At 59.4% G+C, this 24495-nt stretch carries 18 protein-coding genes and 2 pseudogenes; 15 read left to right on the top strand and 5 right to left on the bottom strand.

What is annotated here, in order from left to right:
- Positions 1 to 37: 37 nt before the first annotated feature.
- From MTX21_RS20740 to asnB, 6 genes are all read left to right on the top strand, one after another.
- Positions 38 to 1201: a GNAT family N-acetyltransferase gene (locus MTX21_RS20740; protein WP_280966560.1), complete on the top strand. Its 1164-nt coding sequence runs from the start codon at positions 38 to 40 to the stop codon at positions 1199 to 1201.
- 65 nt (positions 1202 to 1266) lie between these two features.
- Complete coding sequence (locus MTX21_RS20735) at positions 1267 to 2550, top strand: NAD(P)/FAD-dependent oxidoreductase (protein ID WP_348637450.1); 1284 nt, start codon at positions 1267 to 1269, stop codon at positions 2548 to 2550.
- 1104 nt (positions 2551 to 3654) lie between these two features.
- Complete coding sequence (locus MTX21_RS20730) at positions 3655 to 3852, top strand: Rho termination factor N-terminal domain-containing protein (protein ID WP_280971411.1); 198 nt, start codon at positions 3655 to 3657, stop codon at positions 3850 to 3852.
- A gap of 135 nt (positions 3853 to 3987) precedes the next feature.
- Positions 3988 to 4956 (top strand): glycosyltransferase, encoded by a 969-nt coding sequence (locus MTX21_RS20725; RefSeq protein ID WP_280966558.1) that lies wholly within the window; start codon positions 3988 to 3990, stop codon positions 4954 to 4956.
- Between the two features lie 36 nt (positions 4957 to 4992).
- The gene (locus MTX21_RS20720) at positions 4993 to 5136 is read left to right on the top strand and encodes a hypothetical protein (protein WP_280966557.1); all 144 of its coding nucleotides are present in this window, start codon (positions 4993 to 4995) and stop codon (positions 5134 to 5136) included.
- 155 nt (positions 5137 to 5291) lie between these two features.
- Entirely contained in the window at positions 5292 to 7163 is a 1872-nt protein-coding gene (gene asnB / locus MTX21_RS20715; RefSeq protein ID WP_280966556.1) for an asparagine synthase (glutamine-hydrolyzing), read from the top strand.
- 96 nt (positions 7164 to 7259) lie between these two features.
- Here the strand turns inward: asnB and MTX21_RS20710 are convergent, their stop codons facing one another.
- Positions 7260 to 9461 carry a sialidase family protein gene (locus MTX21_RS20710; protein ID WP_280966555.1) on the bottom strand — a complete coding sequence of 734 codons (2202 nt, stop codon included), beginning with the start codon at positions 9459 to 9461 and terminating at the stop codon, positions 7260 to 7262.
- A 19-nt stretch (positions 9462 to 9480) separates the two neighbouring features.
- Positions 9481 to 9632: pseudogene (locus tag MTX21_RS20705) on the bottom strand (integrase); the annotation flags it as partial.
- Between the two features lie 561 nt (positions 9633 to 10193).
- Here MTX21_RS20705 and MTX21_RS20700 point away from each other — a divergent pair.
- The 7 genes and pseudogenes from MTX21_RS20700 to MTX21_RS20670 all read left to right on the top strand — a co-directional run bounded on the left by MTX21_RS20700 (position 10194) and on the right by MTX21_RS20670 (position 20632).
- On the top strand, positions 10194 to 12248 hold the full coding sequence (locus tag MTX21_RS20700; RefSeq protein WP_280966554.1) for a hypothetical protein: 2055 nt from the start codon (positions 10194 to 10196) through the stop codon (positions 12246 to 12248).
- 707 nt (positions 12249 to 12955) lie between these two features.
- Positions 12956 to 13318, top strand: a pseudogene (locus tag MTX21_RS20695) (cysteine peptidase family C39 domain-containing protein); the annotation flags it as partial.
- Between the two features lie 243 nt (positions 13319 to 13561).
- Entirely contained in the window at positions 13562 to 15730 is a 2169-nt protein-coding gene (locus MTX21_RS20690; RefSeq protein ID WP_280971122.1) for a type I secretion system permease/ATPase, read from the top strand.
- Positions 15717 to 17144 (top strand): HlyD family type I secretion periplasmic adaptor subunit, encoded by a 1428-nt coding sequence (locus tag MTX21_RS20685; RefSeq protein WP_280966553.1) that lies wholly within the window; start codon positions 15717 to 15719, stop codon positions 17142 to 17144. The genes MTX21_RS20690 and MTX21_RS20685 overlap by 14 nt, the downstream gene beginning before the upstream one ends.
- A gap of 549 nt (positions 17145 to 17693) precedes the next feature.
- Positions 17694 to 18710, top strand: a complete 1017-nt coding sequence (gene galE, locus MTX21_RS20680; RefSeq protein ID WP_280966552.1) for a UDP-glucose 4-epimerase GalE — start codon at positions 17694 to 17696, stop codon at positions 18708 to 18710.
- Between the two features lie 335 nt (positions 18711 to 19045).
- Positions 19046 to 19375 carry a hypothetical protein gene (locus MTX21_RS20675; RefSeq protein WP_280966551.1) on the top strand — a complete coding sequence of 110 codons (330 nt, stop codon included), beginning with the start codon at positions 19046 to 19048 and terminating at the stop codon, positions 19373 to 19375.
- A 438-nt stretch (positions 19376 to 19813) separates the two neighbouring features.
- Positions 19814 to 20632 (top strand): response regulator transcription factor, encoded by an 819-nt coding sequence (locus tag MTX21_RS20670; protein WP_280966550.1) that lies wholly within the window; start codon positions 19814 to 19816, stop codon positions 20630 to 20632.
- A gap of 733 nt (positions 20633 to 21365) precedes the next feature.
- Here the strand turns inward: MTX21_RS20670 and MTX21_RS20665 are convergent.
- Positions 21366 to 21566: a CsbD family protein gene (locus tag MTX21_RS20665; RefSeq protein ID WP_280966549.1), complete on the bottom strand. Its 201-nt coding sequence runs from the start codon at positions 21564 to 21566 to the stop codon at positions 21366 to 21368.
- A gap of 282 nt (positions 21567 to 21848) precedes the next feature.
- Here MTX21_RS20665 and MTX21_RS20660 point away from each other — a divergent pair, with 282 nt between their 5' ends.
- Positions 21849 to 22112 carry a hypothetical protein gene (locus tag MTX21_RS20660; RefSeq protein WP_280966548.1) on the top strand — a complete coding sequence of 88 codons (264 nt, stop codon included), beginning with the start codon at positions 21849 to 21851 and terminating at the stop codon, positions 22110 to 22112.
- A gap of 196 nt (positions 22113 to 22308) precedes the next feature.
- Here MTX21_RS20660 and MTX21_RS20655 read toward each other — a convergent pair whose 3' ends face one another.
- Positions 22309 to 22626 carry a hypothetical protein gene (locus MTX21_RS20655; protein ID WP_280966547.1) on the bottom strand — a complete coding sequence of 106 codons (318 nt, stop codon included), beginning with the start codon at positions 22624 to 22626 and terminating at the stop codon, positions 22309 to 22311.
- Positions 22627 to 23101: 475 nt separating this feature from the next.
- On the opposite strand from MTX21_RS20655, the gene MTX21_RS20650 reads away from it, so the two are divergent.
- Positions 23102 to 23506, top strand: a complete 405-nt coding sequence (locus tag MTX21_RS20650) for a hypothetical protein (protein ID WP_280966546.1) — start codon at positions 23102 to 23104, stop codon at positions 23504 to 23506.
- Here MTX21_RS20650 and MTX21_RS20645 read toward each other — a convergent pair.
- Positions 23491 to 24261: a class I SAM-dependent methyltransferase gene (locus MTX21_RS20645; protein WP_280966545.1), complete on the bottom strand. Its 771-nt coding sequence runs from the start codon at positions 24259 to 24261 to the stop codon at positions 23491 to 23493. The genes MTX21_RS20650 and MTX21_RS20645 overlap by 16 nt on opposite strands.
- Positions 24262 to 24495 lie beyond the last annotated feature (234 nt).

Below are 24495 nucleotides of genomic sequence, written 5' to 3'. Positions count from 1 at the left end.
TGTGCTCGCGATATGAAGTTTTTCTTCGATGGGGGTCATGATGCTCATCGACGTCAGCGTGGAGACCTTGCGGAACCTTGAGAGACTTGAGGCCTCGTGGAAGGAGCTCGAAGCGCGGGCGCCCCACTCATTCTACTTGTCTTGGCTCTGGATCGGCACTTGGCTACGGCATCTCCCGAAGGCCGCGCAACCGCACGTTCTCGTCGCTCGGGCGTCAGGCAAGATCGTTGGTTTGGCGATTATTTGCCGGCGGCGAGCGTGGAGTCTCGGGCCGCATGCGGGGGCGCGTTGGCTATTGAACGAAACCGGAGATACTCGTTTCGACAGCTTGTACATCGAGTACAATGATATTCTTGCAGATCGATCTCTAGCCGATGCCACTATAGACGCATGCCTCGAGGCCTTGACGCACCGCTTGCGGCACTCGGACCAACTGGTGCTCTCTGGAATCGACCTCGACTTTGAGATGGCCGCGAGTCGCACCGCAAGCCGAGTTGGGCTCGTTACGGAGGTGAAGCAGACAGATACGGTATGGTGGATTGATTTCGCCAAGGTCCGCCAGAGAGGCGGACATTACCGCGCGACGTTGGGCCGCAATACGCGCCAGGCCGTGAACCGTGCCATGCGGTTATATGCGGAACGCGGGCCCATTGAGTTCCGGATTATGGAAACGACCTCGGAAGCTCTCGCCGCGTTCGATTTGCTGCAGGCGTTTCATGAGGCGCGATGGGGATGCAGGGGGCCTCTTGCCAATCCGGACTTCCGTCAGTTTCACGAGGAACTGATTGCGCTCGGAGTCCCCATAGGGGCCGTCCGCATCTCACGGACGTTGGTAGGGGACCAGACGATCGGGGTCTTGTACAATTTTGTGCATGACGACCGTGTTCTTAATTACCAAAGCGGCTTTCTTTATGAGCGCGATGGCCGGCTCAAGCCCGGGCTAGTCAGCCATGTGCTGTCTATTGAGGACAGCATCGTGCGCGGGGAGCGCGGCTACGATTTTCTGGCGGGCTCCGCCGGGCACAAGCCCCATCTAGCTAATGCGGCGCATGCTATGAAGTGGATCGCGATAGGTAGAGACGGTCCAGAGCGCCGCCTCGAGGCCAACTTCAGGCATGCCAAGTCAGTGCTAAGGACCATTGCTACGAATCTTAGGCTGCGGCTGACCAAGAAGGAGCTGTCCTCCGTATTCCGTGCGTAGACGCGAGCTCTTGAAGGTTCGGAAGGCGGATCGGGCCGTTTGGCAGGCGAGAACCCACGAGAGGTGTGACTTTGACTAGATCATGCGATGTGGCCATTGTCGGTGCTGGCCCCTTTGGATTGTCGGTTGCAGCACACTTGCGCAAACTCGGCGTTGATTGCCGTGTCATCGGAAGTCCGATGGCTAGTTGGAAAAACAACATGCCGAAAGGCATGCTGCTCAAATCCGCTGGGTTCGCATCAAACCTTTCTGATCCCGAGCAGGCCTTTACGCTGAGGCAGTTCTGCATCGAAGAGGGCAATCCTTATGACGATTTGGATCGTCCAGTTCCGTTGGAAACATTCTCGGCTTACGGGGTGGCGTTTCAACAGCGCTTCGTGCCGAATGTAGAACACGAGGAGCTCGTTTCCCTGATTCCAATTTCAGAAGGATTCGATCTTCGCATGAAGAGCGGACTGTGTTTCAGGGCGCACAAAGTGGTGATCGCAACAGGCCTAACCTATTTTCGCCATATCCCCGAGTCGCTCTCTCATCTGCCGAGCGATAAGCTCTCGCATTCCTCCGATGTTCACGAATTTCAGAGATTCCAGGGGCAGCGCGTCGCGGTACTCGGAGGCGGAGCATCCGCAATAGATATAGCGGTACTCTTGAACGAGGCAGTGGGAAACGTTCAACTTATCTACCGCAAGCCAACCATCATCTTCAGTGGCCCATGGGGCCGCTTGGGCTTGCACCCAGGTCAATGGCGGCCGGTATCCGGAATCGGTCCGGGTTGGAAACACTGGCTGTTCGCGGACTTACCTTGGCTGTTTCGCTACTTCCCCGAGTCCTATCGACTTGGGATAGCGGAAAAATTCCCCTCAGCGTCCGGAGGGTGGCCGATGAAGTATCGCGTAGCATCTGTCCCTTTACATCTCGGGCGCTCGTTGCGGGAGGCGAGAGTATCCGGGCATAGTGTGCAATTGCAATTGATCTCGATGGACGGCAGCTCCCAGATGGTGGAGGCAGATCACGTAATCGCGGCGACGGGCTATAGAGCCGATGTGCATCGTCTTGCGTTTCTAAGTTCTGCAGTTTTGGAGCGACTGCATCTTGTCGGGAAAACTCCGCGGCTGTCAGTGAATTTCGAATCGTCCGTCCCTGGATTGTACTTTGTGGGACATGCATCGACCACAACGTTTGGACCCGTAATGCGTTTCGTGTTTGGCGCCGATTTCGCATCTCGCAGGATATCGAGACATCTGGCGAGTGTGGCGCTTAGGCGAAGACCTGCGGTCGACATCTTCAGCACGGGGATGCCAGTGGACGCCCGTCCGGAAGCAGTCAAGGGAGATCGGTCTTCGCGATAGGACTGAGGCGTCATGCCCAATCAGGCAATAAATCCGCGGCAAAGCGCTGTAGCAGCCGATGGCGCACCAGCAGCTATAGTCTTGGGAGGAGGAATAAACGGCCTATCCGTCGTACGCAGCTTGGCCCGGGCAGGACTTCGCTCGGTAGTAGTCATTGACGCAAACGATGGGACAATGGGATCGCGATATGCGCGAACATTTACAGTTTCGACCTTTCACGGCGAAGATTTTGTGGAAGAACTGCTTCGACTAGGAAAAGGAATGCCTCATGGCGGTGTCATAATATTTACCGATGACCGCCCGCTTTTGACAGTGTCGCAGTACCGGAACCATGTAGCTCCCTTATTCGGTTTCCGACTTCCACCCCACGAACTGGTGGTCGATTTGACTCTGAAGCAACGGTTTTTCCGGCTGGCCGAGCGGGGTGGGTTTCCGGTGCCCAAGACCCTTTTGCTGCGCAACCAGATTGACTTGAAGGGCCTCCATTATCTTCGGCCTCCACTATGCGTGAAGCCGAACGGCCGTTCCCAAGCGTATGACGGCTCCTTTGAGAAGGCCTATCGCATCGAGTGCGAAGCCGATGCGCGGTCGCTCTGCGAGCGAGTGCTGGACAAGGTGGGGGAGGTGATTGTTCAGGAGTGGATCGAGGGGTCGAATGACTCCATCTACTTTTGCCTTTGCTACATCGGCCCGCGTTCCTCGGTTGCCTTTACGGGCCGCAAAGGCCGTTCTTGGCCGCCGCAGATCGGCCTGACCGCTAGTTGCTGGGCGGCGCCGGAAGTCGCCGAGGAGTTGGAAGATCTGACGATACGCTTCTTCCGATCAATCGGGTTTACGAACGGCTTCGCCAGCATGGAATACAAGCGCGATCAGCGTGACCGCGGCTTCCGGTTTGTCGAGCCAACTGTCGGGCGGACCGATGGACAGGTGGAGATCTCCGCACTCTGCGGCATCAATCTCTGTCATGTCGCTTATTGCGACGCCGCCGGTCAGCCTTGTCCACCACTCAATCTTGACCCAACCCATGTCTGGCGCGACGAATTTACGGATTTTATCTCGGCCCGAATCCTCGGCACCAGCTGTTTCTATCCACCACATCATCGGATTCACAACGCCTACTGGCGTTGGGACGATCCAGGTCCGGCACTACTGAAATCAGCAAGAGGTGTAAAAGCAAGACTGAAGGCCAAACTCGTTGCGCTCGCCGAAGACAATGGGGTCGAAAATGCCAGCACCATGCGCAAGCAGGAGCTGATGTTCGCAATTCTATCCGCAGTTCGAAAGCGAGCCGGCGCTATGTGACGTCCGTATTCTGATCGTCGCGGTGATGCACCGGAGCTTCCAAAATTTCGCTTTGGCAAGAAAGGAAAAGTTCATCGAGGTTTATCGCGAATTATCAGGCGCTCTCCTTCCAGGAGACACAAGGAGCAAGCTGCGATGATGGTGCTGCATGTTACGGGCGCATACCCTACTGAACAGAATCCGTCTGCGGGCGTTTTCATCTACACTCAGGTGGAGTCGCTGGTGAAGCTTGGGATTGATGTTGATGTTTGCCTGCTCAATGGCACTGGCATTGGCAAATATACGAAGGGTATTGCTGAAGTACGGAAGGCCCTGCGTTTGAGGCATTACGATATTGTTCATGCGCATTATATGTATTCAGGCTGGACTGCCAGATTCGCTACTATCCAGCCACTCGTTGTGTCTTTTATGGGTAACGATGTATATGGAGATTGCAACAAGTGGGGAGAATATCGATTCTCTAATCGAGTGTTGCACGGGCTATTCTCCCGTCTATTGTCGTACGCGACGGCTCACAATATTGCGAAGAGTGCCGGACTTGCAAAATATCTTCGCGCCAAAACAACGTCCATCATTTCCAATGGGGTGGATCTTGATATCTTCTATCCCAGAACGGTCGCTAAGCGCGAAGTGGGTCTAAAAGAAGACGAGCAGCACGTCCTTTTTGCAGGGAGGCCCTCAGCGGGGGGTTATAAGAGATACCCACTCGCCGAAGCGGCTTTTGAGTTGATTCGAAAATCCAATCCATCTGCCCGACTGGTCACGCTTGATAGGAGACCTCAACAAGAAGTAGCGCGATTCCTGAACGCCGTCGATTGTTTGCTCCTTACGTCCGCTCACGAGGGTTCTCCGAACATTGTCAAAGAAGCTCTTGCCTGCAATCTACCGATAGTTTCCGTCGATGTTGGCGATGTGGCCGAGCGAATTAAAGAGTTTGAAGGATGTTACATCGTATCTGACGAGCCGATCTTTATCGCGGAAGCTGTAGAGAAGGTACTGGTCCGTGGAAAGCGTCTGTCCGGCGGTTATGCCGCGGTCGATGAACTTTCGCTCGCAAGGGTCGCAAGGCGAATTCAATCTGTGTACGAGCAGGTTCTTTCGTGAAGCTACAGGAGCGAGTGGTTGGCGCGGGGCGCTCGTATGACGATCGTTGATGAACGGCACGCCGTCGACGACGAACGCTTCACCGCCGATGGTCACGCCGGCGCCACGTTGAAGAAAACAATTTGGAAAACTCTCCATATGAAAGGTATTAACGAAGAGCTTCGCGTATCCATCCGGTGAAGCTTTCAGTTGCCCACAAGTTCCCCTACGAAAATGGCGCCCAGCGCAATCCACGTAGGGCGCACCGGTGGGGCCAGGCGGAGGTGTTCCGCGCGCTCTGCCTGCGGCTGCGCGACGAGCAAGACGCTTCGAACTCCACTTGAAAGGGCTCCACCATGTGCGGCGTCTGCGGGCAGTTTAACTTCAGCAGCGGTGCGCTCGTCAGCGCTTCCACCATCGAAGCGATGATGGGCACGATTATCCACCGCGGCCCCGACGACGCCGGCCAGCATTTTGACGGGAATCTCGGCCTCGGTTTCCGCCGGCTGGCGATCATCGACCTGTCACCCGCTGGCCACCAACCAATGTCCGACCAAGCCCAGGCGGTATGGGTGGTCTTCAACGGAGAGATCTACAACTATCAGCAGCTCCGGCAGGAATTGCAGGGGCACGGCCACGTGTTTCGTTCCAACTGCGACACCGAGGTGATCGTGCACGGCTACAAGCAGTGGGGTGACGCCGTGCTGAACCGCTTCAACGGCATGTTCGGCCTTGCCATCTGGGACGTGAAAAAGCGCCGGCTGCTGCTGGCGCGCGATCCAATGGGCATCAAGCCGGTCTACTACGCAATCCGCAACGGATCGCTCGCTTTTGGTTCGGAGATCCGGCCGGTCTGCGTTGCTCTCGACGAACCTCCGGGCGTTGATCCCGAAGCCGTCGCTCTTTTTCTGCGCTATCGCTACACGCCGGCCCCGCGCACGATGTTCAAGGGTGTCCAGAAGCTCGCCGCGGGTGAAAAACTCGTCGTCGAAAACGGCCAGGTGCACGTCTTGCGCTACTACCAGTTCGCCCCGGAGCCATTCGCGCCGCAGCCCCGCCCGGAGGAGGCGACGGAAAGATTGGTCGAGCTCTACCAGGCGGCGATGAAACGGCATCTCATCAGCGACGTTCCGCTCGGACTGCTGCTCAGCGGCGGCCTGGACTCGGGCCTGTTGCTCGCTCTGATGAGCTTCTATGGCCGCGACTGGCACACGTTCAGCGTCGGGTATGGATCATCGTTCGCCGATGATGAGCTCGAGGATGCCGCCAAAACAGCCCGGACCTACGGGGCCAAGCACAACGCGATTCACCTCACCCGGGAAAAGTTTGAAGACGTCCTGCCCCGCATCGTGGACCTCCTCGAGGAACCGGTAGCCTCGCCGTCGATCGTGCCCATGTACTTCGTCTGCCAGCAGGCTCGTGAAAACGTGAAGGTAGCGCTTATCGGCCAGGGGCCGGATGAGCTGTTCGGCGGATACACCCGACACCTCGGCGTGCACTATGGCGCCGCCTGGCGCGCGCTGCCCGGCTGGTTGCGGGCACCCGGTGCCGCACTCGCGCGCGCCCTCCCGCGGAACGATACGATCAAGCGTGGCCTTTACTCGCTGCACGAGCCCGACCGCCTTCGTCGTTTCCAGCAGGTATTCTCCCTCGTTTCGGACAACGCGATGCAGAGGCTTTTTCGCCCCGAGCTGATCGCTGACGGGGAAACCACCGTGGCGGCCCGCTGCTGGGAGGAATACCGGCCGTCCTTCAAAAACCTGGACGACCTGAACGCCTTTCAGTTACTCGAGCTGCGCTCGTCGCTGCCGGATGAGTTGCTCATGTATGGCGACAAGCTGTCCATGGCGCACGCCCTCGAGGTTCGCGTGCCCTATCTCGATCGCGAAGTGGTCGAGTACGTGCAGCAATTGGGCGCGTCCTTCAAGGTGCGTCACGGCGTTCGCAAGTGGCTTCATCGCGAAGTGAGCAAGCGGCTGTTGTCGTCGGAAATAATCCATCGCAAGAAGCGCGCATTCGCGATGAATGTTGTCGATGGGTGGTTCCGCCAATCTCTCGACGGACGGATCCGACAATACCTGGCCGATCCGCAGTCACAGGTCTACCAGTTCCTGGAGCAGGCTGCTGTGCAATCCATGCTGGTTGACCACGCGGCAGGCCGGGCCGACCACCACAAGATACTATTTAGTGTCCTCATGCTGGAGCAATGGCTCCGCACGTCCGTCTGATACGGCGAACGCGACGTGTTATGAACAGGCTGGACGCCTTAAATGGCTCGCTAAGCGGTGTGGCAGCCCAAGGCTTAAATGAGCTGACAAAATCAGTCACTGCGCCCGCGGGCTTGGGACTGCATCAGACGGTACACCGTAGAAGACGCCCCGTCCGTCGGTCCCGATGTACACGCGGCCCCAGACCTGCCGGTCGCCCGCCATGGCCCCCGCTCCGTTCACGAAATCGCTCATCTGGTGCTGGGCGTCATTGATCAGAATCCAACTGATGCCCATGTCGTCGGATCGAAATATTCCCTTCGTGTTTTCTACTGTGCCGTAGAGAAAGACGGTCGGGACTTTCGACCCGTTCGGGGGCGCTCCGAAACTGAACATGAAGGCGTTCTGGACGTTAGCAACCTTGGCGAAAGTCTTACCTGCGTCCGACGAACGATAAAGGCCCGAGGCACCGTTGCTCATCCAAACCTCCCCTTTCATTCCTGGGGCGGCCTCTACAACTTGCTGTCGCCAGCCCAAAGACGGAATAGTCGAGATGCTCTCGAATGTCGCCGCACCATCGGTCGAGCCGTAGAAATGCCCGCTGTGGTAATCGTACAGGTAGAACTTGCTCCCATCTATGCGGTCCGCGGCCAGCGGCTTGTTCTTGGTCCAGTGGTGCGCTCCTTCGACGGCGCCCGATGGCGTTCCAATCGACTTCGTCCACGAGGCGCCCAGGTCCGTCGAGTAGTAGGGAACGCTTCCTTTCGGCAGCCACACGATCCGCCGTGACGTGGCCGAAACCGCCACCCGGCCGTCGAAGTCTCTATTTGGGTAGGATGAAAAGGCCGTGAAGGTCTGCGCATTGTCGATGGAGTAGCCACCAGCCGGCGAGGTGTTTCCAGCATGAGAATGTCCCACCCGCACGACGAAGTTTGGATCCGCCTCCTCGAAATCGATTCCGGTGGAGGATCCGAAGGGCGTATATCCCATCTCGTTGGGCGGTGGCGTGGTGAGAGAGGCGTTTCGGAACCCTATATGGTCAGCCACAGCTGAGAGCAGTGGAGCGCCCCGGGGCGGGGACTTGACGTCGAAGACGACCATCTCTTCCAGCCCATTTACGTGGCTCTGCCAAATCTGGCGCTTCGCGGTGATATCGTCAGTGCGCCACACCCCACCGGTGTCCGTGAACCAGACCCGCTTCGGATCGCTGGGATCAACTACCATCGCCGACGGCCCATCCGCGAACTCGCTGTTGGGCAGCCACGGGACCGAAGAAGTGGCGCTCACGTTCCAAAAGGTCCAACCGGTGCCGCCATTCGTGGAGCGGTACCAGCCGTAGTTGCTCTCCATCACCACCACTACGTTTGGATTGGTCGGGTCAACGCTGATGGCCGAAAAGTTGCGCCTCTGCTGAGACGGCGAGATGTTGGTCCAGGCGCCCCCGGAAAATTTCGCGACGCCGCCATCGTGGGTCACGTAGAGGGTTCCATCAGAGGCGATGGCTTCACGGTGAGGGTCAACTGGGCTGCCGGCCATGACCGCCCACGAGAGCCCTGCGTCCGTGCTTCGGTAGACTCCCTGGCCACGTACAGCGGCATAGATTGTTGAAGAAGGCGATCCCGCCCTGCCTGTCGTGCGATCGATGGCCACGAAGGTGATCCCGATTCCCGCCGTGCCTTTTGGAAGACTCTCGACCCGCTGCCAACTTGCTGCGGCGTTGGTGCTCTTCCACAAACCGTCGTTGCGTGAACCAAAGTAAAGGACGTTGCCGTCGTTCGGATCTACAATCAAGCGCTCCCCGTTGAGCGCGCCGGGGAAATCGTTGCCGTTCATTACGACGTTCAGATTAGTGCGCTCCCATGTCTTGCCTTGATCCGTAGACTTAAGCACATCCCACGGTCCGCCGGGCCACGAATTGAACATCCCGGCAGCGAAGTAGACGTTGTTGGGGTTCGATGGATCGATAGCGATACTTTCTCCGCCGAATAGATTCTCCTGCGAGAGTGGGAGCCAATCGAGCAAAGGAATCCACTGCTGGTTGGCAGCATCCCACCGATAGCATCCACCGACATCGGTGCGGATGTAGAGCAAGTTGGGGGCGGACGGATGCGCGACAATCCCGGTGACGTACCCACCGCCACCCCACTTCACGTTTGTCCAGGTGTATGGCTCGCTCTTGACAGTGCCTGCATGCCCGGCGATCAGGCTCGAAGCGGCCAGCAGCGTTCCTAGACACGCTCGATGAATGAACCATGCGGTCCAGGCAGCCTTTGCCTGGGGCAGGTATCTTCCGGCCCGCTCACCAGTGCCGCGCGCCATCAACGGATCGCACCGCCTAGTCTTCCAGGCCCAAACGATCAGGGGGGAGCGGCCAAAATACCGGCTGAACTTCGATACCGCGTTGACGTCCGATCGCTGTGTCGCCGGCGACAGATTGCGGACCGTCATATTCTCGATCATGCGGCGGCGAAGAGGGCTGATCTCAACCATCGGAGAACCTCCTGTCAAAAGGTTTCGCGCCTCGAGAACCCTCAATCCTCTCAGACACCAGCCAAGCGGCGCTACCGCTTAGCTGCCGCGCAAGCGGCTTCGTTGTGTCCCGGGCGGCCTCCACGGGGCTAACCATAAAGGCTCGGAGAAATCTTTCGAATTGGCGACTTCGTTTTTGCAAGCTCAAGATCATGCGTCGCTTTCCGAATATCGGTGGCCGACATCGGATCGGTCAGGATCCGTAAGGAGGCATCGGGCGATCGCCGCCGAAGGCAAGCTTTGCTGCGAGTCAATCGAAGGAGTTCAAACCGCAATCTGCAGGGGTATCGCAGACGCGACCGACGATTCTACGCGCAATTCCAGGCATGTCGAGCGGCGGCGCCGACTCCGGTTCATTCGTAGGAAAAGCCGTTGTTCGGCTGTCTGTCCGTCCCATTCGGACCAAAGTTCGAACAAACTGAGAGGTAAAACGCAGGTAGCGCGGCGCCAACCGCTCAAGAGGTCGAGCGTCTCGGTACGTTACCAGGCTCTTGATGCGCCAAACCACAAGGAAAGGATAGCATGTCGTTCGATTTGTCTTCTGCTCCGTTTTCGTCGGACTCGCTTTGGAATCAGCAGGTCCCGACAGGAGCAACATATACGCGGATCAACTGGCCCGGCTCGACCGGATGGAACTACGACGTAGGCTCAACGCCGCCAGTCTACGTCGCCTCGTCGTCGGATCCGGTTGTGCAGGTATCTGTTCCCGAAAGCTGGGGATGGCCCGGCGGGACCGTCAGCGTCCATATGCCGGCCGGGGCGACCGGCGGGACCGGCACCGACGCTGCATTCGTAGTCATCGACGGCGACACCGCCTACAATTTCTGGCAATTCGACCGCACGAGCAACACGACCGCGACCGCCCAGTCGTATGGTAAGGCGAACGTGGTCACGGACACCGGTTGGGGCGCCAACTCGCAAGGCGCAGGCATCGTTGCCGCCGGCGCGAGCGAGCTCGGCGGGCTTCTTGTCCAGGCGCAGACGGACACGGGCACGATCAATCATGCCCTGCAGATCGCCCTCGACAGCTCGCTCTTGAAGCCAGGCTACACCGGCCCCGCAATTGCCGGCGACGGCGTCAATCCCAACGGCACCGTGCAGGAAGGCCAGCTTCTGGCCATTCCGCCCGGAACGCCGATGCCCTCCGGCCTTTCGCAGCTCGGCCAGGAGGTGTTCCGCGCCCTCCAGCAATACGGCGCCTACGTCATCGACAATGGAGTCGACCAGACCGCCATTCGCGCCCAGGGCAACGCCTATGATGCGGCGACCATGAATTCCCTCCGTCTGGACTTGAATTCGGTCCTTCCAATGCTCCAAGCGGTGAGCGGGGGCTCGCCAACCCCGACTACCCCGACTGCGCCGACTACCCCAACGACTCCAACCGACCCCGTCAACGTCGCGCCGACAGTGACCCAGGCCTCCGCTTCACCGGGGACGGGAGTCGAACATGTCGGCGATACCGTCACAATGAAGCTCGGCTTCAGCGAGGCCGTGACCGTCACCGGTACGCCTACGCTGTCGCTCAATGATGGCGCTAAAGCCACCTATGTGAGCGGCAACGGGACGAACGCGCTCACCTTCAAGACGACCGTCGCGTCGACCGACACCGATACTTCGGCGCTCGCCATCACTGGGGTCAATCTCCCGAACGGCGCGAGCATCAAGGATTCCGGCGGTCTCGCAGCTAACCTCTCCGGCGCGGTGAAAACGTTCTCCGGTCTTCAGATCTCGACCGCATCGACCACGCCAACGACCCCGACCACTCCAACGACGCCGACCACCCCAACGACGCCGTCAACTCCGTCGACCCCGTCCGTGACTACGCCGGTCCTCTCGGTCGCGGATAACTCTCTCTGGGTGGCCGGGAGAGGCGGCCAGGTCGACCTCGGGACAACGGTGACAACGACTGACCCCAATGATCAGGTCACCCTGAACATCAAGGGGCTGCCGAGATACGAGACGATTACCACCAGCGATGGCACCAAATTCAGGGGCAGCAACATCACCTTGACCTCCGCGCAGGTCGACGGCGGACTGACGCTGACATCGTCGTACAAGGGCGGCGGTCAGCCGGTCGCAAACCTCACGCTGACCGCAACCGCAAAGGACCCGATCACCGGCGACGTGGCGTCATCGACGCCGCAGACTATCACCGTGACGGATCCTCAAGTGCGGACCACCACGAACCAGACTGTGACAAATCCTTCGTCGTCGACCGGCACGGATACAGGTGAGTCAGACCATGGCGTTGGATGGCAGAGCCAGCATCGCGGCTCGGTCGCGAGCGGTGGGACCACCACGACGCGCACGAGCCAGGGGTCTGCTCTGTTTAGCGAGATCAGGGATCTGGTCGCCAACAGAGGCGTTGCGACCTCTGCGTCGCCGATCACAGCGGCAGATAGCTCGCATGCGAGCGGCTCGACTGCATCGTCGCTGGCAAGCCAGAGCTTTGCACTGCTGAACCAGCATCTGGCGGGTAACACCGGTCGGGTCGACCCCGGTCAGATCATGGCACCCGTGTCGAATGCCAACACCTGGGCACAGGGCTCGTCGTTCCTGACCAGACCTCAACATTGATTCACTGCCGCACCTAGTCGCTTGGCGCCTAGGTGCGGCACCATCAGCCTTGGACCGTCAGCAATGCATGAGAAGCAACATCGAACGCGGCCATAGCCGCGAAGGGTTCGATTGTCACTTACACGCGTTCGTCTCGGCTGGCTCACTCGGTCGCGAACTTTCCGCAACGCCGACACCGACGCAATCTGACAGAAAAATCGATCGTGTGTCTTCCGGCGAATTGGGCATGTGTCGGCGCAACATACGTGGCTCCTGCATACGTGTGTATAAATCACATTCTGAAAGTTTTTTCGCCATTTTTGCTCATTAACCAACCGGCCAGCAGTTGGGGGGCAAGCTTCCAAAATCCCACTGCTTTGAAATCCCCTCGCGGTTCGAGGCTGCAATGCTTTGAAATCTGCTCGTGGTCTAGGCTGCGAGCATGCGGTATGTCGCGCGCCTTCGCGATGCGCGGCAGTGGAATTCCCCGTCTTCAACTCCACCTGCCAAGAAGGTCGTGGAGTGTCCACACGTGCGCTGGCCGGTAGCACCGGCCGGGTCGATCCGTTCGAATGGCGCCATCTGTCAGGCCCCGTCCGGCCAGGCCTCAGCACGGATCCGCTTCCGCAGCCAGGCACCCGACCTCCGGGTGCGGCACCGCGAGTTTTGGAAATGCATGAGAAGGAACATCAAACGCGGCCGAGTAGCCGCGGAGGGTTGAGTAAGAAATGGCGATGCAGAACGGAAATGCCCACGCCGCAGATCAAGGGCTTCGAGCCCTGGCTCTGTTCCTGCGCCTTCATGGCGTGAACGCCGAGCCCGAGCAGCTCCGCGATCACTGCGGCAGCCGTGAGATCGGCATCCGCGCTATGCTTCGCTGTGCGCGCGAGCTCGGGGTCGAGGTCCGCTCGCGCACGACGCGCTGGAAGCGACTTGCGGATTTCCAACTGCCGGGAATCGCTTCGCTCCGTGATGGTGGATTCCTGCTTCTCGGCAAGATCGACGGTCAGGCGGCCCTCGTGCTGCATCCAGCCGCGTCGCGTCCGAAGGTCATGACGCGCGCGGAATTCGAGGAAGTCTGGGACGGCCGTCTGATCCTGCCCGGATCACGGAACCTCGCGGAACGGGTGCTCCACTCCCTTGCCGGCATGAGCGGCGGCGTGCGTGAACTGGCGCGCCGCGCCGTCGATGCCGCGACGCGCGCCCGGCGTCCCTTGATGCGTACCCGGGATATCCTGACGCGCGCGCGCGATCCCTTGATGCGCACACGGGATGTCTTGATACGCGCCCGCGATACGCTGATGCGCGCGCCTACGGCCGATCGAAGCGATAGTGTGGCCGCCTCAACGAACGATCAATTCCGGGCGGCGAGCGGGGAGTCCGGGAGCGGCGACGAATCGGGCCTCATCGCGGTGACTATCCTGCTGCGCTGCCACGGCATCGCGGCCGACCCGGATCAGATTCGGCATCGGATGGGTACGGCGAGGGTCGGCGTTGCCGAGATTCTGCGCTGCGCAAAGGAGTTCGGGGTCAAGGCACGGATACAGAAGACGAGCTGGAATCGGCTCGCGGTGACTCCGCTGCCCGGGATCGCGGTGCTACGTGACGGGGGATACCTGATCCTTGGCAAGGTGATCGATGACGGTCTCCTGGTTCAGCGCCCGATGTCTCCCCGGCCTGAAACAATGACGCAGGCCGAATTGGAAGCCATCTGGGACGGCGACGTCATCCTGATGGCCCGGCGCGCGTCCCTGACCGATCTCGCCCGGCGCTTTGATCTCGGCTGGTTCGTCGGTGCGGTCCACAAATATCGCCGCCTCCTCGGCGAGGTGCTGGTCGCGTCCTTCTTTCTCCAGGTCTTTGCCCTCATCTCACCGCTGTTCTTCCAGGTCGTCATCGACAAGGTGCTCGTACATCGAAGCATGAGCACGCTCGACGTGCTGGTCATAGGCCTGGTCGTGCTGACCGTGTTCGAAACCGTTCTGGGCACGCTGCGTGTCTATCTGTTCGCGCACACGACGAACCGCATCGACGTCGAGCTCGGCGCGCGGCTCTTCCGTCATTTGATGGCCTTGCCGATCGCCTATTTTCAGACCCGCCGGGTTGGCGATTCGGTCGCACGCGTGCGTGAGCTGGAGAATATCCGTCAGTTCCTGACAAGCTCGGCGCTCACGCTCGTGGTCGATCTCCTGTTCACCTTCGTCTTCCTTGCGGTGATGTTCTATTACTCGACGACGTTGACGGTGATCGTCATGGCGTCGTTCCCGTTCTACATCGGCATCTCTGCGGGAGCTGCCCCGCTGTTTCGCCGACGCCTCGATGAGAAGTTCAATCGCGGCTCCGAGAATCAGGCCTTCCTGGTCGAGAGCGTCACGGGCGTCGAGACGTTGAAGGCAATGGCGGTCGAGCCGCAGATGCAGCTCCGCTGGGAGGAACAGCTCGCCGCCTATGTGGGCGCGAGCTTCCGCGTGCTCAGCCTGAACAACACAGCGAGCCAGGCGGTCCAGATGATCAACAAGCTGGTCGTCGCCACGACGCTTTACTTCGGCGCCAGGTTGGTGATCGGCGGTGATCTGTCCGTCGGCGAGCTCGTCGCGTTCAACATGCTTGCCTCGCACGTGAGCACACCGGTGCTGCGCCTCGCGCAGCTCTGGCAGGATTTCCATCAGGCCCGTTTATCGATCGATCGCCTCGGTGACATTCTCAACACCATTCCCGAGCCGAACTTCAATCCAGGTCGCGCCGCGCTGCCGCCTATCCGCGGGCAGGTGACGTTCGAGCACGCGACCTTCCGCTACCGCGTCGACGGTCCCGAGGTGCTGCACGACATCTCGTTCAACGTCGAGCCCGGTCAGGTCGTTGGCGTCGTAGGCTCCTCCGGCTCGGGAAAGAGCACAATCACCAAGCTGATCCAGCGTCTCTATGTGCCGGAAAGCGGCCGCGTGCTGGTCGACGGCGTGGACCTCGCGATGGTCGATCTGGCCTGGCTTCGACGTCAGATCGGCGTCGTCCTGCAGGAGAACGTGCTGTTCAACCGCTCCATACGCGAGAACATCGCGCTCGCCGATCCGGCCATGCCGATGGAGCGCGTGATTGAGGCAGCCACGCTCGCCGGCGCTCATGACTTCATCCTAGAGCTTCCCGAGGGCTACGACACCATCGTCGGCGAACGGGGCAGCAGCCTGTCCGGCGGGCAACGCCAGCGCGTTGCGATCGCGCGCGCACTCATTACCGACCCGCGCATCCTCATCCTCGACGAGGCAACCAGTGCGCTCGATTACGAAAGCGAGCGCGCCATCCAGCAGAACATGAGGCGAATTGCCGCCGGCCGGACCGTGTTTGTCATCGCGCATCGGCTCTCGACCGTGCGCAATGCGAACCGGATCATCACGCTCGAGCATGGCCGCATCGTCGAGGACGGCAGCCATGATGAGCTGATCCGTTCGAACGGGCGTTACGCAAACCTTCATTATCTACAGGCCGGGATCCATGACATCCGCTAGCCGAAACATCATCGCATTTCCGCGAACCGAGGTTCGCCGCCGCGAGCAGGAAATTGCCTTCTTGCCGGCGGCGCTCGAGATCACGGAATCGCCGCCGTCGCCGGTCGGACGCGCGATCGCGGCGAGTATCATCGCGATGTTCTGCATCGCATTGGTGTGGGCGGCATTCGGCACCGTCGATATCGTTGCGACCGCAACAGGCAAGATCGTGCCGAGCGGACGCACCAAGCTGATCCAGCCGTTCGAGACCGGCGTTGTCCGTGCCATCCACGTTCGCGACGGACAGAGCGTCAAGGCCGGCGATGTCCTGATTGAGCTCGACCCGACGATGACGGAGGCCGACCAGGAACGCCAAAGAGCCGATCTCGCTGCGGCCGAACTCGACGTCGCGCGCCTACGCGCGGCGCTCGCGGAGGATCCGCTTGCCGCATTCCGGCCGCCGCAGAGCGCGGGCGCCGCGGAGATCGAGATGCATCGTCAGTTTTTGATCAGCCAGCGTGCCGAACAGAATGCCAAGCTCGCCGAGATCGAGCGCCAACAAGGCCAGAAGGAAGCGGAACGGGCGACCACGTTGGCGAGCGTCGCGAAGCTGCAGACGACGATACCGGTGCTGCAGGAGCGCGTCGACATTCGCAAGAATCTCGTCGACAAGGCACTGGCATCGAAGGTCGTCTATCTCTCCGAATATCAGGAGCTGGTTGGCCTCCAGCAGGATCTCGTCCTGCAGCAGAGCCGGCTGCACGAAGCCGATGCGGGTATCGCACTTCTGAAGGAGACGAAGGACAAGACCGCCGCAGAGTATCGGCGCGCGACCTATGATGCACTCGCGAAAGCCGAGCAGAAGGCAGCGAGCGTTCAGCAGGAAGTGATTAAGGCCGAGAAGCGCACGAAACTCCAGCAGTTGACTGCACCTGTCGATGGCGTCGTGCAGCAGCTTGCCGTTCACACGGTGGGAGGCGTGGTGACGCCAGCCCAGGCGCTGGCCGTGGTGGTGCCGAGCGAGAGCCAGCTCGAGATCGAGGCCATGCTCTCAAACCGCGATATCGGATTCGTGCAACCGGGCCAGAAAGTGGAGATCAAGGTCGACACGTTTAACTTCACGCGCTACGGGCTTCTCCATGGCGATGTGCTCAGCGTGTCGTCGGACGCCATCACGCGCGATCGGCCACAGGGCGGCTCGAATGACCGGGCGGTGGGCTCGGCGCAAGGTAGCAGCGAGCCGAAAGGCCAGGAGCTGGAATATGCCGCGCGCATTTCGTTCGACCGGACGCACATGCAGATCGAGGACAAGCTCGTCAAGCTCAGTCCCGGCATGGCGGTGACGGTCGAGATCAAGACCGGCGCGCGCAGGATCATTAGCTACCTGCTCTCACCTCTGGCGAAATACAAGCAGGAATCCCTGCGGGAGCGGTAGAGCCGGCGTCTTTGGGGGTGCAGGGCGTCATAGCCGACTCGGGCTACTGGCGCGGTGTAAACGTGACGTTAGAACGCCGCGCCGAACAAACAAAGCCGTCCGGCTTGGGCGGGGAAAAGCGCCAGCTTCTCCACTCCCGCCATTCGGCCTCGCTCGCGCGCTGCGAAATGGCGCTCAAGCTTCAATGCTTGCGGAGCTTGATTTTGTCGTGCAAAATCAGCCGTTGTGGGGGCGGAAGCGGTAAAGCTTGCAGTCGCTCTTGCGGTGCTCCACCCGCCAGCGCGTTCAGCCTGCTGTCTATTACTACCGCGGAGACTTACCGATCCGGGGAACTAGGCACTTGGTTGCAGAGATATTTGAGAACACGAAACTATACTAAGCGACCGGAAACTGCACTACGAGATCGGTTGGCGGACCATGGGACACACCAGAGGGGATGAACTTTCGGGACTTGCGCTGGCTCGGGCGAGAGGCACGCACAGGGACGACTAACCCCTCTGAATCGCGCTGACGCCTGGGCGGGTTGAGCCAATAGGGAAGGTGTCGCCGATGATCATGTTGACGGGCGGGGCCGGCTATATCGGATCCCATGTGTGCATCGCGTTGCTGGATGCCGGGTTCGATGTCGTTGCAGTCGATAATCTCTCCAACAGCAATGAAGTGTCACTCGAACGGGTACAATCCATCTGCGGGCGGTCGCTCGACTTTCGGCACGCGGATATCCGGGATGCTGCGGCGATCTACGACATACTTCGTTGTTGCGGAGTGACCGCGGTTGTTCATCTTGCAGGGCTGAAGGCCGTAGGCGAATCCAACGTTCAGCCCATGACATATTACGAGAACAATGTTCTGGGAACGATGCGGCTTGTGTCGGCCATGACGAAGGCGAAGGTCAAGACGCTCGTCTTTAGTTCGTCGGCTACTGTTTACGGGATACCAACGTACCTGCCAGTCGACGAGAAGCATCCTCTTGGACCAACAAATCCGTACGGTCACACAAAGCTTTTCATCGAAGAAATGCTGAAGGGTCTGTATCAGTCCGACGACAAGTGGCGCATTGGCATTCTGCGCTACTTCAATCCAGTTGGCGCGCATGAAAGCGGGCTCGTTGGAGAAGATCCCCTCGGCGTTCCGAACAATCTGTTGCCGGCTGTGGCACAGGTGGCAGTTGGACGACGCGACAAGCTCACGATTTGGGGCAACGACTATGACACGCCGGATGGTACCGGAATCCGTGACTTCATTCATGTCGTCGATCTTGCATCCGGTCATCTAAGTGCCTTGCGCCACCTGGAGCAGCCCGCCCTGCTTACGGTCAATCTCGGAACGGGAGCGGGCAGCAGCGTCTTGGAGGTGGTTCGGACATTCGAGGCCGTGAGCGCCAGGTCAATTCCGTACGTGATCGGTGAACGCAGGGCCGGTGATGTTGCAGTCTGCTATGCCGATCCGACGCTTGCGAAAGAAGTATTGGGTTGGAAATCGACGCGGTCTTTGATGCAAATGTGTGCCGACCATTGGCGTTGGCAATTGAAGAACCCGACCGGCTATCTGGCACCGAACTTATGAAGGACCGGGAAAGGTCCAGGTGCTTCTATCCTCCACAGCTGAGCGTTCGATCGCTCGGATCGGCCGTGCGAGCTTATTCGGCCTTGTGCCGCGCCGCCGCGACGAGACCGCAGAGATTGCTACGGCGACGGAGTAATCAAGCAGAAGATCGCAGCGTCATAGATCGACTCCATCGGCGGGGATCTCCTGGCCGGCCTTCTTGCCGAGCGCATAGGGCGCGCTCGCCTTCCGAACGAACCGGTGACGGCTGCCGAATCAGAGCACAGGGTGCGTCGTGAACTGGTTGCCGTCCTCCACGTGGTGGTGGCGACAAATGCGCCCTCAGAGAGCGACAAATGCGCCCTCAGAGAGAGAGAGAGAGAGAGAGAGAGAGTCCACGGTTCCTTCTGATCACGACGTGCCAGCCATCCAGCTTTGGAGACGCCGCCGCCGGCAAAGAATTCGAGGTCGACGCGCAGCGCCGCCATCATCTTTTTCGAGTCTTCGTCTCCGGCATTTCAGTGCCTTATCGTGCGCTCGCGAGCCTGCAGCGTCGCGGCGACGATCTTCTACAGCTTCCCGCCTATCACGTGAACAGCTTCGATCACGAGTTTCGCATCAGTTGTGTCAGCGTTTCGCCCGGCATTACCGCCATGTGGCAGATCTCATCGCGCAGCAACCCGTGATTTGCAGGGTCAGAAGGTGGGGGACCTATCTTCGAAACTAGTCCATTTGGCTCGATATTCACACTGCAGACCGCGATTGTCGTTCTAAGTGGCAGAGGCGCAAGTGAGAGATGCGGTCCTGGCCGAACGGAGCCTAGCCGAATGGAACCTGGCTGGAACTTAGCCGAACGGAACCTACAGGGTTTTGGCTCCGCTAACCCAAAATGCATAACGCTAAAAGGAGAATGGAGAAGTCTTCTAATTTATGCTAAATTTTCCCGATAATTCATGACGGCATTATTGCAACCATAGGCTTTTTTTTGGGAGGGGCGTCTCCACTGGCCCAAGTCCAAAAACACCAATCGTCCTTGGTGAGGATCATCAACCATCCACAGGCGGGACAGTCGAGCTTAAGCGCGCCTCATCGACCTTCTAATTGTGTCCAGATTGGAGGGCAACATGGGACGGAGAAATTCGCTCAGAATCGTGCTCGTTGGAAACGGAAGCTTACTCAAAGAAGAAGTTGCCAGAATTCTACGTTCGGCGAATTTTCGCATTGCAGCCTCTGTATCTCGGGCCGAAGACTTTCTCAGTAGCAAACTGCAATCACGCCAGCTGCTGTTTCTCATTGTCCATACTTGCGACGATTTCGCCGTGGTGGCGGAGCAAATCGACCTTCTAAGGCACGGCAGCCCGGGTAGGCAAATTGCGGTTGTTGCCGATCGTTATCGGCAAGAAGAAATGGCTGCAGCATTTCGGACAGCCTCCAGCTATTTCGTCGGCGCCATGCCATCTGACCTGTTCATCAAGTCAATAGAACTGGTGATGATGGGGGAAGTAGTCCTCCCGACGGCATTTCTGCGATCTGTTTTCGCTCCAAAAGGCGCGCTCAGGGACAATGTTGGCCCAAGCGACGCCAACAACGAGGCGCTCGCCACGCCACAGAACGATATCATACCGCAGCTTTCACCACGGGAGAAAGCGATTCTGCGCTGTCTGGTCGAAGGCGAGTCCAACAAATCCATAGCACGAAAGTTTCAGGTCACCGAGGGCACCGTGAAGACCTACGTCAGAACCACACTTTGCAAGATCCGAGTCAGTAATCGCACACAGGCAGCGATTTGGGCGATGCACAACCGGTGGCTGGCTCGAACAATCAGCGATAGTTCGCCGCCACCGGCATCCGGCGCGGATATCCACTTTGCCAACGCGAGTGGACTGCGCTCTGGAGTCGGACAAATTGAAGGGTCGATGCCACCAACTGGCAAGCCTCACTGAGCTGCTTCGCCGCCGGCGGCGCGTGTGGTCCGTTAGATTGCGACAACCGCTGTTTGGCCATCCTCCACGATGGAATGCCCCTTCTAGTTTGCTGGCACAACAAGAGTCCTAACAGGCCCGTTGACCGGACTCAATTTGGACCGGTGAGTACACCAAGGTGAAACTCATAGTCGGCGGCTTGTTTCGCATGAGGTTCATGACGCGAAACTCCGCCCTGTGACCTCCCAATCCATCCCCCTCTACGCCAGCCGAGCAGGGTCCTTCTTGCGAAACGAATCCGGCGGCCATTGAGACCGCCGGATATAGAAAAAGTCTTTCAATGGACATCCGAGCCTCAAGTCATAGTGGTGTCTTAGGAAGAACCGGGCTATCGCAGCAAGAGTCTGAGCGGCGGGTCGATGGCATCATTGCGGATTCCAAAACGGCTATTGCTCCGTACGCGCCGCAGCTCGATCATCGTGGCCTTTTCAATTGCAGCTGCTACCCTGCTTTGAGCGGCCGCCGCATGACGTAGGCGGCACACGTCGCGATGGGGGGCGCCGCTACTAGAATGGATGGTGAGTTCGAACAAGATGAACAACGACGAGCGGCTCCGGATTCAGCTAGAGATAACCGGTCTCGTCCGGTCACTTAGTTCGACAGACGACGCTAACGTTATGGCTCCACTTTTATTCTGGAGCTCAATTGCAGTGGAAGCCGCGGCGTTGAGCCGCGGCCTTTGCGGAGGTAGCCGCTAGTGTAGCGACTTGAGCCAATCATCGATGTCCTTACGGATCTGGTCCTTGGCCATGCCGTAGCGGTGTTGCAGCTTGCCCTCCAGCTGTTCGCGGTGACCCTCGATCGTGTTGAGGTCGTTGTCAGTAAGCTTGCCCCATTTCTCCTTAGCAGCACCCCTGAACTGCTTCCAATTGCCCTCGATTCGGTTCCAGTCCATGACTATCTCCTGGAGTTCTAATGGCCCTTCAACGATCGCAAGGGACGGCCGTTCCTTACCGCGCGCGGCGACGATTGTTCGCGTCGTTTGGATGCTTAACTACGGAGTACATCTGCGCGCAGTCCGCCAAGATGTTGCTCATCCTGGGCCGCAAAGCCAACGGCGTCATTTGCCGCTCGCACGTCTCCAGATTTGAGCGTGCCGGCCATCGTTGGACCTCATCGGAATGGTCGGATTTTTTGGCGGAGAATGGCGCGCAAGGCAGACCGCCGGGGCAACGTCATGCTCGGCATCGTCCAAAGATTTGCGCGCGCTACGCCTGATTTCTCGAAAATAGGGAAGGGCTCAGGTCGTTGGGAAGCATGGTGTTTCGCAAATTCAAAAATGTTTATGGCTGCATCATTCATAAGCGTCAAAAACGGGGCAAGCTCAAAAAATCCTGGAATTCCTCTCATCGAAGCTTATAGCGGCGGATTGCATTGCACAAAACGAGATAAAGAAAGCGCCACCGCAGGCGATGCAACTGTCAATCGCGCATGTCGCTGAAATTTATAGCCGGGGTGAGCAAAGGCCGTTGGGATTAGCGAATTTCGCTATCGCGGCTATCGAGCGTGAGGAGAAAGTCGCCCGTGATGCACTTCAGGGCATGCAGAACTTCCACTTTAGAACTGTTGATTAGGTGCGTCCCCCGGGGCGCACCGTCCGCCGGAGCCAGTGGTATTTCCCCGTCGCCGGCAACGCGCTACAATAAGCTCACCGGGACCAATACGGGCAACCCTTGAGTTTGATAGCCGATATGGTCAAGCCGTCGCCCGGAATGCGCAAAGTGTTGAGGCAGGCGCACCTGTACGGCCGCCTGATTGCGCACGATGGCAATCTGTATTTCCCCGGCGGCACCCGCCGTAAATGCAGCGAGGAGACCGCCATCGCGATGGTCAAGGCAGGATGGCTTAGGCATCGCGGTGTACGAGGTTACGCCCGACGGCGTCAGGCTGATGCGCGGCGCGAATAGCTTTCGTCTGTTGCTGCAGGAACGGCGAGCCGATGCAAAGGCAGCCATCGCCGAGCTCAAACAAGATTTGGAGAACAGCCGAACAATACCCTGACGGCGAACGGCTGCCCGGAGGTCCCTGTTGGCGGTCAGGCCCGATTCACTTAGTCGTGAATTGGGCCCGCTGCCTGCGCGGGGTCCTAGCGGCCAGAGAAAGCGAGCATCAACCTCCGCGCCCCACGCGGCGCAAGCGCTTTCGCTCGAGAGGATGGCGCGGTTGTTGACCGCGCCGTCCAGCGTAAGCAACAAATCGATCGTCGTTTTCTGCTTCGGATTGGGTGAAGCAAGAAGATCCCGAACAATCGGATCGTCTTCTTCGCGACGACGTGACCGATCTTGCGCTCCTGTGCGCGTACTTGCCTGCGCATGTGAGGCGGTCGTTGCGGAAGTAATTGAACTTCACCCAGGCCGTACGGTTCAGTCGCATCGCGACCTAGAACGCGGCCAATGGTCGTAGGCGAGGGGGCGCAACACTGGGGTTTTCATGTCCGGTCATTTGCGATTTTGCTTCGCCGCTTTTCTCCTTCTCGCAGGTCTCTCGACGTCGGCGGCATCTTCGAATCCTTTCGCCGCCTTCTTTGGCCAAGCCGCTCCTGCAGAAGCCACCGCGCCGGCGCCCGCCGAAAAGGAATGCTTGCCGCAGCCCGGGACGGCCGAGAGCCAGCGCTGGGTCTATCGTTTCGATAGCAACCGCAAATGCTGGTTCCTGGCCGCCGAGAGGACCCCGATGGCAAAGAAGTCGGTTCGTCACCGCGCCGCGAAACAGGTCGCCGCTCCCAAGGAAAACGGGACCATGGGCCGCAAGCAAGCCCGTCGCCATGCCGGCCGCGTAGGTGATGAGCAAAGCGATCTGGCCGAGGTTGAGGCGCTCTGTCATGGGAGGCTCTGATCCGAACGTGGGGGCGCCTTGCTCAAGACCACGCGCATCGCGTCGAACAGGTTCACCGGAATAGCGAACCGGTTGCCGGTCGGGCTGGCCGCGATCTTGCGGCCGAGCATGCGACCGACCTGGAAGGCGATCAGCGAGAACGGCACGAATTTCCAGGGGTGATCGGAACTGTCGACGCGCGAGCCGACCGAATGGGCGAGAGACCCGATGTTGTCGCGGTTGAAGAACCACAGGTGCTGCGGAGGCGTCATCAGGCGCCAGTGCGCGCCGATCGACCGCGCCGCCAAGGAACCGAAGTCTCCGGTCGTCAGCACGATGATTCCGCCCGGCCGGAGATGGTCCGCGAACAGTGCGAGGGCTTCCTGTGGGTCGGGCAGATGCTCGATGACATCGAGGAGGACGATAACATCCAAGGTGCCAAGCGACTTGAGAGTCGCTTCGCTCAGCAGGCCGCAGACGACGTTCAAGCCGAGATCGCCAGCATGGGCAGCAGCCGCTTCCGCCGGCTCGATGCCGCTCACCTCAAATCCGGCGCGGCGGGCCTCATCGAGAAAAAAGCCGTAGGCGCAACCGATCTCGAGCAGGCAGCCCTGTGGCTTGCGGTGCCGGATGAACTCGACCGTACGGGCGAACTCGCGCCGTAGCACGGGTTCGGCGCCGCGGTAGTCGGCATAGCCGTCGGACTGACGGCCGGAAAAGTAGCCGTCGTCATAATAGGCGAGGGGATCGAAGCTCGATGCTTCGATGCGTCCCAATCCGCAGTCACGAGATTGAAAAATGTCACAACCGTTCTTGATGTAAAGAAACCGATGCGGCGTCGCCCGACCGCAAGCGGGACACTTAAGCGTAAGCGCAGTTCGGTCGTTTCGCATCAGCACATGCGCCAATGGCTTTCTTCTCAGTGCGAAAAAAACGCCTCTGATACCGAACTGTTCCGCTCAACGAACGGGCACGGGGTCGCAGCTTCCTGCCTGCCAGGTGCAAAATAG

It is taken from the genome of Bradyrhizobium sp. ISRA430 (assembly GCF_029909975.1).
Taxonomy (GTDB): domain Bacteria; phylum Pseudomonadota; class Alphaproteobacteria; order Rhizobiales; family Xanthobacteraceae; genus Bradyrhizobium.
The sequence above is the reverse complement of the archived record's forward strand: the minus strand, read 5'-3'. Positions and strand labels throughout refer to the sequence as shown.